This is a genomic window from Selenomonas ruminantium subsp. ruminantium ATCC 12561, assembly GCF_000424065.1.
GTDB lineage: Bacteria > Bacillota > Negativicutes > Selenomonadales > Selenomonadaceae > Selenomonas_A > Selenomonas_A ruminantium.
Map to the genome: position 1 here is coordinate 1 of NZ_AUJE01000010.1, position 7,517 is coordinate 7,517.

Consider the following 7,517-nt stretch of genomic DNA (forward strand, 5'->3'; position numbering starts at 1 on the left):
TAATACAACACAAGTTAAAAAGTAATTGTCCACCTTCAATTACTTACGTAAATACGGTGGACACGCCTTATATCCCCATAACTAAAGTTAGGGGGGTTACGGCGTTTTGGATAAAAAAATAGCAAAAGCAGCATAAAAGGGAATGCAGTGAATTTCCTGCTTGACTTGAAGCAAACTCCAAGTGCTATAGTGTGATTATCAACATTAAAGGAGCGATAATATGGATTTAGAAGTCATTAAAGAAACCAGTGTGTTCCCTGTTGGGGGCGAAAATGTCAACTATGCTCAGTATTTTGACGGAAAAAGTTATCTCAATATGATTTCTCTGGAACAAGTCGTTATTGGCAATGTAACTTTTGAACCGGGCTGCCGCAACCATTGGCATATTCATCATGCCGACAAGGGTGGCGGACAGATGCTTTTAGTGACGGCCGGGCGTGGCTGGTATCAGGAATGGGGTAAGCCGGCTCAGGAGTTAAGGATTGGCGATGTTGTGCATATTCCGGCTAATGTCAAGCATTGGCATGGTGCGGCTAAGGATTCTGCTTTCCAGCATATCGCAATTGAAGTGCCGGGCGAAAATACTTCTAGTGAATGGTGTGAGCCGGTAGAGGAAAACGAGTATAATAAATTGCCGTGAAAGGTAAAATGGAGAGCTTGCTCAGGGCAGGCTCTTTTTGTATGCGTGATTTCTCTTGACTTGAAGTGCGCTCCAGGTGTTAAAATAAAATACAGAATGAGAAATTATTTGCAGGAGAAAAGAATGAACAGAAGAACGTTTATCATGGGAGGATTGGGAACTTTGGGGATAGTGGCTGGGGGCGGGGGGCTCTTTACGCAACGGCCGGAGTTTGGCCGGTTGCCGCAGGGGGAGCGCCTGGCAAGGATGCAGGCATCGCCGCATTATGTAAATGGCAAGTTTCAAAATCTTGTGCCTGTACAGGTCATGAATGAAGCGAATGGCGAAAATCGTTTTGTGGCTATGGCCAAATTTCTGTTTGGCGATAAGTCACATTTATCCCCGAAGCAGGCGATGCTATCCAAGAAGACGGATTTGCACAGCCTGAATCCGCAGGAAGATATCGTTGTCTGGTTGGGGCATTCCAGCTTCTTTATGCAGCTTGGGGGCTATCGTATCTTGATTGACCCAGTGTTCAGTCCCTATGCTTCGCCGTTGTTTTTCATCAACAAGGCTTTTCCCGGCAGCAATGTCTATAGCGCAGAGGATATGCCGGAGATTGATGTATTGGCCATTTCTCATGACCATTGGGATCACTTGGACTATCCCACGATAATGGCGCTAAGGCCGAAGGTGAAACATATTGTCTGTCCGTTAGGTGTGGGCGAATACTTTGAGGGATGGGGCTTTGATAAAGAACTTTTGCATGAAGAAGATTGGGATACGGAGATTAAACTGGCAGATGATTTGTCTGTGCATATTCTGCCGTCGCAGCATTTTTCCGGACGTTTCCTGACGTCTAATCCGACGCTTTGGTGTGGTTTTGCCTTTGTAACTCCGCAGCGCAAGGTCTATTATACCGGCGATGGCGGCTATGGTGAGCATTTTAAGGCTATCGGTCAGAAGTTTGGCGGTTTTGACTTGATGCTCGGCGAAAATGGCCAGTATAACATGGCCTGGCATGCCATTCATATGCTGCCGGAGGAAACCGCACAGGCAGCGGCGGATGTGGGCGCAAAACAATTATTGCCTGCGCATGGCGGCAAGTTTGCCCTGTCCCGGCACCCTTGGCAGGAACCTTATCGGGAACTGACCAAAGCCAGTCGTGGCAAAGGTTATCAGCTGGTGACGCCCGAGATAGGGGAATTGGCGTATATTGACAGCCATAAAAATACGCTGTTTACCCCTTGGTGGGAAAACATGGAATAAATAGACCGTAAAGGCGTGGATTAAATTTTGATTAAATTTAATCCACGCTTATTTACAGCGTATCTTTTTTACGTTATATTGATTTTGGGATATGGAAAAGATGTAACGATATATGGAGGAAGATGCAATATGATGAATGTCCATGGTATTAATGCTTATGCTCAGCAGCCGGTTAAGCAGCCTTATTATAAAGATGATCAGATTAATGGGCTGAAGGCACAGGAAAGCAGCTATGAAGCAAAAATCGCACAATTAGAATCCGGCGATGAGGAAGAAAATGCAGCCGTTTTACAGGAAACGCAAAGCCGCTTGGCTGCTGTGGAAAGCCAGCTGGATGAATTAAAACCGGTGACAGCGGTGAAGCCGAAAGAAAATGCAGCACCGCCCCCAACGGATGAAGAAATGAATGCCCGCTTTGGAGCGGCTTATTCTGTGGAATTGAGCAGTTCAGTCCGTATGATGGATAGATGATGACAATATCAAGAGTTCAGTGTTTGGCATTCTAAGTTAAGTAAAGCTTTTTTCATCTCCAGCCCAAACGCATAGCCGGTCAGTTCTCCATTGCTGCCGACAACGCGGTGGCAGGGGATGAGGATAGCAAGAGGATTAGCCCCTATGGCCCGGCCTGTTGCCTGAAAGGCGCGCGGTTTATCAATAGCCTGTGCGATGTCCTTGTAGGCAACGGTCTGGCCGTAGGGGATTTTTGCGATTTGCGTCCAAACTGCCTGTTGGAAGCTGGTTCCGTTGAGGGCATAAGGCACGGTAAACACTGTGCGCTTGCCAGCAAAGTATTCCTGCAGCTGGCGATAGACTTCCGCGCTAAGGGGCGTAGGCTGATTTGGCTCGTCCTGTTTGGATACAATACCGACAAGGATAACTTTTCCATCAGCAGCGCCGATTTTCAGCAGGCCGAAGGGACTTGGGTAAAAGGCGTATGTAACCATAATCTGGTCCTTTCAATAGAAAATTTAACAAATCAATATAAAAGTATTATAATATAGTATGGGAAAAAGATAAATATTTTGTATAGGGAGGCTATCTGATGAAAGGGTCTATGCGAAGAATGCTTTGTTTGGGGCTGACGGCGCTGTCCATGGGCGTAATGATGCCGGGAGCAATGGCTGCAGAAAAGGCGGCGGTTGCCCTGCCGCAAAAGATGGATAATGGGGAAACGGTCGAGGTCTATTATCGTAAGGGGCTGCCGCTTACAGCAGCGCGCGCCCGTGCAGCAGAACTGAAACAGGAAACGATGGTGCTAAAAGCAGGCTCCATCCGGCGTGAAGGTTCCAAGCCGCTTACCTGCGATATTTTGTTTGAAAAAGATGTGCCTGTAACCCTGCGTGACGGCACGGTTATCTATACGGATATTTTCCGGCCAGTAGACGAGGAAAAACACCCGGTGATTATGGCGTGGAGCCCTTATGGCAAGGAAATCGGCGGCCAGTGGCTCGATGATGTGCCAGGACGGGCGGGCGTTCCACAGGCGGCGACTTCCGGACTGGAAAAATTTGAAGCGCCAGACCCGGCATACTGGGTGGCACAGGGCTATGTCATCATCAATCCCGATAGCCGCGGGGCCTATCATTCGGAAGGCAATTTAAACTATTGGGGCAGTCAGAATTCTAAGGATGGCTATGATACGATTGAGTGGGCGGCTAAGCAGCCCTGGTCAAATGGCAAAATCGGCATGTCCGGCAATTCCTGGCTGACGGTTTCGCAGTGGTTTATCGCCGGCGAACAGCCGCCACATTTAGCGGCCATTGCCCCATGGGAAGGCTTTGTCGACCATTTCCGCGAAACAGCCAATCGTGGCGGCATTCCCAATCCCGTATTCCCAGAGGGGATTTTTGAAACCTTTGCCAGCAAGAATTACATTGAAGACCAGCCTCGCATGGTGGTAACGCATACGCTGCTCGACGCCTATTGGCAGGATAAGATTGCCAAGCTGCAAAACATCCACATTCCCGCCTATGTGGTGGCCAGCTTCACCAATCCCGTGCATACGCATGGCACCTTCGCCGGTTTCCGTCAGATTCCAAGCAAGGATAAATGGCTGCGTGTCCACAATACCAATGAATGGGCAGATTACTACCAGCCCGAACATGTGGAGGACTTGCGCAAGTTCTTTGACCATTACTTAAAAGGCGTGGCCAATGACTGGGAAAAGACGCCGCGCGTGCGCCTGTCGGTTCTCGACCCCGGTCATAAAGATGTCGTGGACAGAGTCGAGCAGGAATTCCCACTGGCGAGAACGCAATATAAAAAGCTGTATCTGACCAGTCAAAAGACATTGGCTGGGGCAAAAGAGGCCCAGGAACAAACCATTAGCTACGATACGCAGGCAGAACAGCCGGCAGTCAACTTTGTACTGAACTTTGACCAAGATACGGAACTGACCGGCTATATGAATCTGCATACCTATGTGGAAGCTGACGGCTCTGATGATATGGAACTGCAGGTTACGGTGCAAAAGCTCGATAAGGATGGCAAGGTTATCACTGACCCCATGACGCATATGCCGGTCTTTTCTGAAGGATATTTGCGCGTATCCCAGCGGGCATTGGATAAGGAAAAATCCACGCCTGCCGAACCGGTCTTAAAACATACGCATGAGGATTTACTGAAAAAAGGCGAGATTGTGCCCGTGGATATTGGCATCTGGCCAATGGGAATGAAATATCATGCTGGCGAAAAGCTGCAGCTGACCATATCCGCCTACCAGCCACCAAAGGCAGACAGCGTGCCGCCCTTTGGTATAGCAAAGATTGCCGTTCCCGCTGAGGGATATACCTTTATGCCGGGTGAGAAACCAGTCATGAAAACTTTAGGCGGCAACCATACTGAAGTCGCCCATCCGGAACGGACTGTCAAGGCGCCGGCTACCCGCAACAAGGGCAAACACATCATCCATGTTGGTGGCAAATATGACAGCTATCTCTTGGTACCGGTCGTGCCGGAAAAATAAATATCGTAAAGTAGATTGCGCATACGAAAAGCCGCAGGCACTAGGCCTGCGGCTTTTATCATATAATTCCTTTACCTGTAAAGCTTCCCCACTCTTGAAGGCATGTGTATGTGTCATCACTTCCCCAAGTGACAAAAGCTATTATACGATTCGATATTGGCGGAGGCAATACCACCTAAGTATAAAATAAATTGCACAATACTACTTTTGTGGTATTTTACAAAGAAAAATATTTTTTGTAATAGATGACTTTATCAAGCGTAAGTATAGACAAAGGTAAACCAAGTCAACTAAGTACAATGAAAGGGGTTGTCAAAAATGATGGACAAGAAAGAACTTAACGCAGTGGAACTCGAAACGATTGCTGGTGGAGACGATTGGCAGGTGCATAACAATAACTGGCCTGTAGAGCGACATGATTTTCAGGAGCCAAGCTCGGTTGTTAATCCGCATCCGAATTTCCCCAACAAAAATGAATATCCTGACCCTAGACACAAACTACATCCCATAAATCCTGATAACATTGTTATTATAGGGCGGTTTTGAGGTAATTGCCTGGCGATAGTTCGCTTCGCCAGGCAATTTTATTTTCGTTTATATGGGGAAATTTGCTGTAAAATATTAAATATGATATAATTGTATCATAGACAATTTATTTTTTAGAGGAGGCCTGTTATGAACTTTTTACGCATAAGTAAGGAAGCACTGTCACTGGCGATGGCTTATGTAGGCGTATTGGTCGGTGCGGGGCTTTCCTCCGGGCAGGATATGCTGCAGTATTTTTTGAGTTTCGGTAAAATTGGTTTGGTAGGCGTAGTTCTGCTCGGTGTACTGAATGTTGTATTCGGAAGAATCATTGTAACCTTGGGGTCACATTATCAATCGAGCAATCATCAGGAAGTGTTGGAGCAGATTGCCCATCCGGTGATTAACCGCATTATTGATATCACTTTGATTATTTCCTGTTTTGTGGTCGGCTTTGTCATGGTGGCTGGTGCCGGCGCCAATTTGCAGCAGCAGTTTGGTCTGCCCAGTTGGCTGGGGGCACTTTTTTGTTCCCTGCTCGTCATTGTCATTGCCTTTTTGGATTTTGACAAGATTACCCGCGTGCTAGGCGTATTTACACCGGTCATTGTTGTGATGATTTTAGCGGTGGCCGGCTATACCTTTATTGGTAAAACCTATGATTATGAGGCGCTTGATTTAGTAGCGGGCACCATGCAGCCGGTTATGCCTAATGTATGGCTGGCGGTAATTAACTATTTTGCCCTCTGTGCGATGAACGGCGTGTCGATGGCGTTTGTGCTGGGCGGCTCGGTGGTGCGCATCGGCGATGCGGAGAAGGGCGGAGCTTTAGGCGGTACCATTATCGGTGTAATTGTCACCTGTGCGGCCATGACGCTCTTTGCCAATCTTGATAAAATCAAAGATGCGGAAATCCCTATGCTGATGATTGTCAATCACATTCATCCCGCCTTTGCCTTTGTCTATGCGGTGGTAATCTTTGCGCTGATTTTCAATACCGCATTCAGCCTTTACTACGCCACGGCTTGCCGCTTTGCTGGTGATGACCTGGGCAAAAAGCGCAAAATCCTGATTGGCATTACGGCACTTGGTTATGTGTGCAGCTTCGGCGGCTTTACCACGCTTGTTTCTTATATGTACCCGCTGCTTGGCTATATGGGGATTTTGCTCTTGGTGGTGCTGACCGTGGCCTGGTTTGAAGAACGGGAAAACATCGTCCGGGAAAAATTCCTGCGCCGTAAGATGATGCGGCTCCTGTTCCGCAAGTATGATGATGACTATGAGTTCACGGCAAAGCACAAAAAGGATTTCCATAAGCTCGGTGAAATGTCTGCAGCCGATACGGAGAGCTTGAAACAGGATATCAAATCCTATGTAAAAGATGTGGTGGAAAACACCGACGATTTGCAGGCATATGCCAAGGAAAATCTGTCGATGGAGGGGTCGCCCTTGAAAAAAGAGGAAAAAGCCAACAAATAGCCAAGTAATAACGGTGATTATATTTTGGAGGTAGGAAAGATGGAAGCAGTAAATGTAAGGGCCGAAAAAGCCGTGGAGTACAAGCATAACCGTTGCAATTGTGCGCAGGCGGTTTTGATGGCCTATGAAAAGGAACTGGGCAGGCCCGCAGAGGATATTCTGGCCATGGGTTCTGGTTTTGGCTCAGGTATGGGCGGCATGGAAGGAACCTGCGGTGCGTTATGTGGGGCGGTCATGGCCTTAGGCTTGCTCAATAAATCCGATACGCCCAGCAAGATGATTGCAAAAGATATGCTGCAGGAATTCAAGGAAATGTCCGGTGGAGTGACAATCTGCCGCGACTTAAAGGGCATAGGCACCGGAAAAATGCTCTGCGCCTGTGATGACTGTGTGCGTCATGGCGTGTTGGTGTTGGAAAAGAAATTGGCAGGCATTAAGGGCTGAGTCAAGTGAAATATTCTCTGATGGATAAAAAGTCCGCTGACGAAATTCAGCGGACTTTTTACTATAAATTGCAGTTTGTTGGGGAGTTTAGTTCGTGGTAAAGGTATCTTGTTCATACGTAGTCAGGGGCGAACGGGGAGTACTTTTTCTGTTTCCCGCTAAACGACCCCCTCGGAAAAAATAGCTGTCCAGTTACTCGCGCCGGGCAGGCCAACG

Annotated in this window: 8 protein-coding genes; 7 read left to right on the plus strand and 1 reads right to left on the minus strand. The window is 47.7% G+C overall.

Features of this window, described 5'->3' with window-relative positions; genetic code table 11:
- Nucleotides 1-220: 220 nt before the first annotated feature.
- The 3 genes from G598_RS0105365 (at nucleotide 221) to G598_RS0105375 (ending at nucleotide 2,359) form a co-directional block, all read left to right on the plus strand.
- A complete protein-coding gene (locus G598_RS0105365) occupies nucleotides 221-640 on the plus strand; it encodes a cupin domain-containing protein (protein WP_026766078.1) in 420 nt (139 codons plus the stop codon).
- A 123-nt stretch (nucleotides 641-763) separates the two neighbouring features.
- Complete coding sequence (locus tag G598_RS0105370; protein WP_026766079.1) at nucleotides 764-1,888, plus strand: MBL fold metallo-hydrolase; 1,125 nt, start codon at nucleotides 764-766, stop codon at nucleotides 1,886-1,888.
- Nucleotides 1,889-2,017: 129 nt separating this feature from the next.
- Nucleotides 2,018-2,359, plus strand: coding sequence for a hypothetical protein (locus tag G598_RS0105375; protein ID WP_026766080.1), 342 nt, complete (start codon nucleotides 2,018-2,020; stop codon nucleotides 2,357-2,359).
- Nucleotides 2,360-2,367: 8 nt separating this feature from the next.
- On the opposite strand, the gene G598_RS0105380 is transcribed toward G598_RS0105375, so the two are convergent.
- On the minus strand, nucleotides 2,368-2,832 hold the full coding sequence (locus tag G598_RS0105380; protein ID WP_026766081.1) for a methylated-DNA--[protein]-cysteine S-methyltransferase: 465 nt from the start codon (nucleotides 2,830-2,832) through the stop codon (nucleotides 2,368-2,370).
- A 98-nt stretch (nucleotides 2,833-2,930) separates the two neighbouring features.
- Here G598_RS0105380 and G598_RS17125 point away from each other — a divergent pair, with 98 nt between their 5' ends.
- The 4 genes from G598_RS17125 (at nucleotide 2,931) to G598_RS0105400 (ending at nucleotide 7,301) form a co-directional block, all read left to right on the plus strand.
- The gene (locus G598_RS17125; protein ID WP_051179968.1) at nucleotides 2,931-4,853 is read left to right on the plus strand and encodes a CocE/NonD family hydrolase; all 1,923 of its coding nucleotides are present in this window, start codon (nucleotides 2,931-2,933) and stop codon (nucleotides 4,851-4,853) included.
- Nucleotides 4,854-5,171: 318 nt separating this feature from the next.
- A complete protein-coding gene (locus tag G598_RS0105390) occupies nucleotides 5,172-5,399 on the plus strand; it encodes a hypothetical protein (protein WP_026766082.1) in 228 nt (75 codons plus the stop codon).
- Between the two features lie 129 nt (nucleotides 5,400-5,528).
- A complete protein-coding gene (locus tag G598_RS0105395) occupies nucleotides 5,529-6,857 on the plus strand; it encodes a YkvI family membrane protein (RefSeq protein WP_026766083.1) in 1,329 nt (442 codons plus the stop codon).
- Nucleotides 6,858-6,896: 39 nt separating this feature from the next.
- Nucleotides 6,897-7,301: a C-GCAxxG-C-C family protein gene (locus tag G598_RS0105400; protein ID WP_026766084.1), complete on the plus strand. Its 405-nt coding sequence runs from the start codon at nucleotides 6,897-6,899 to the stop codon at nucleotides 7,299-7,301.
- Nucleotides 7,302-7,517: the final 216 nt, after the last annotated feature.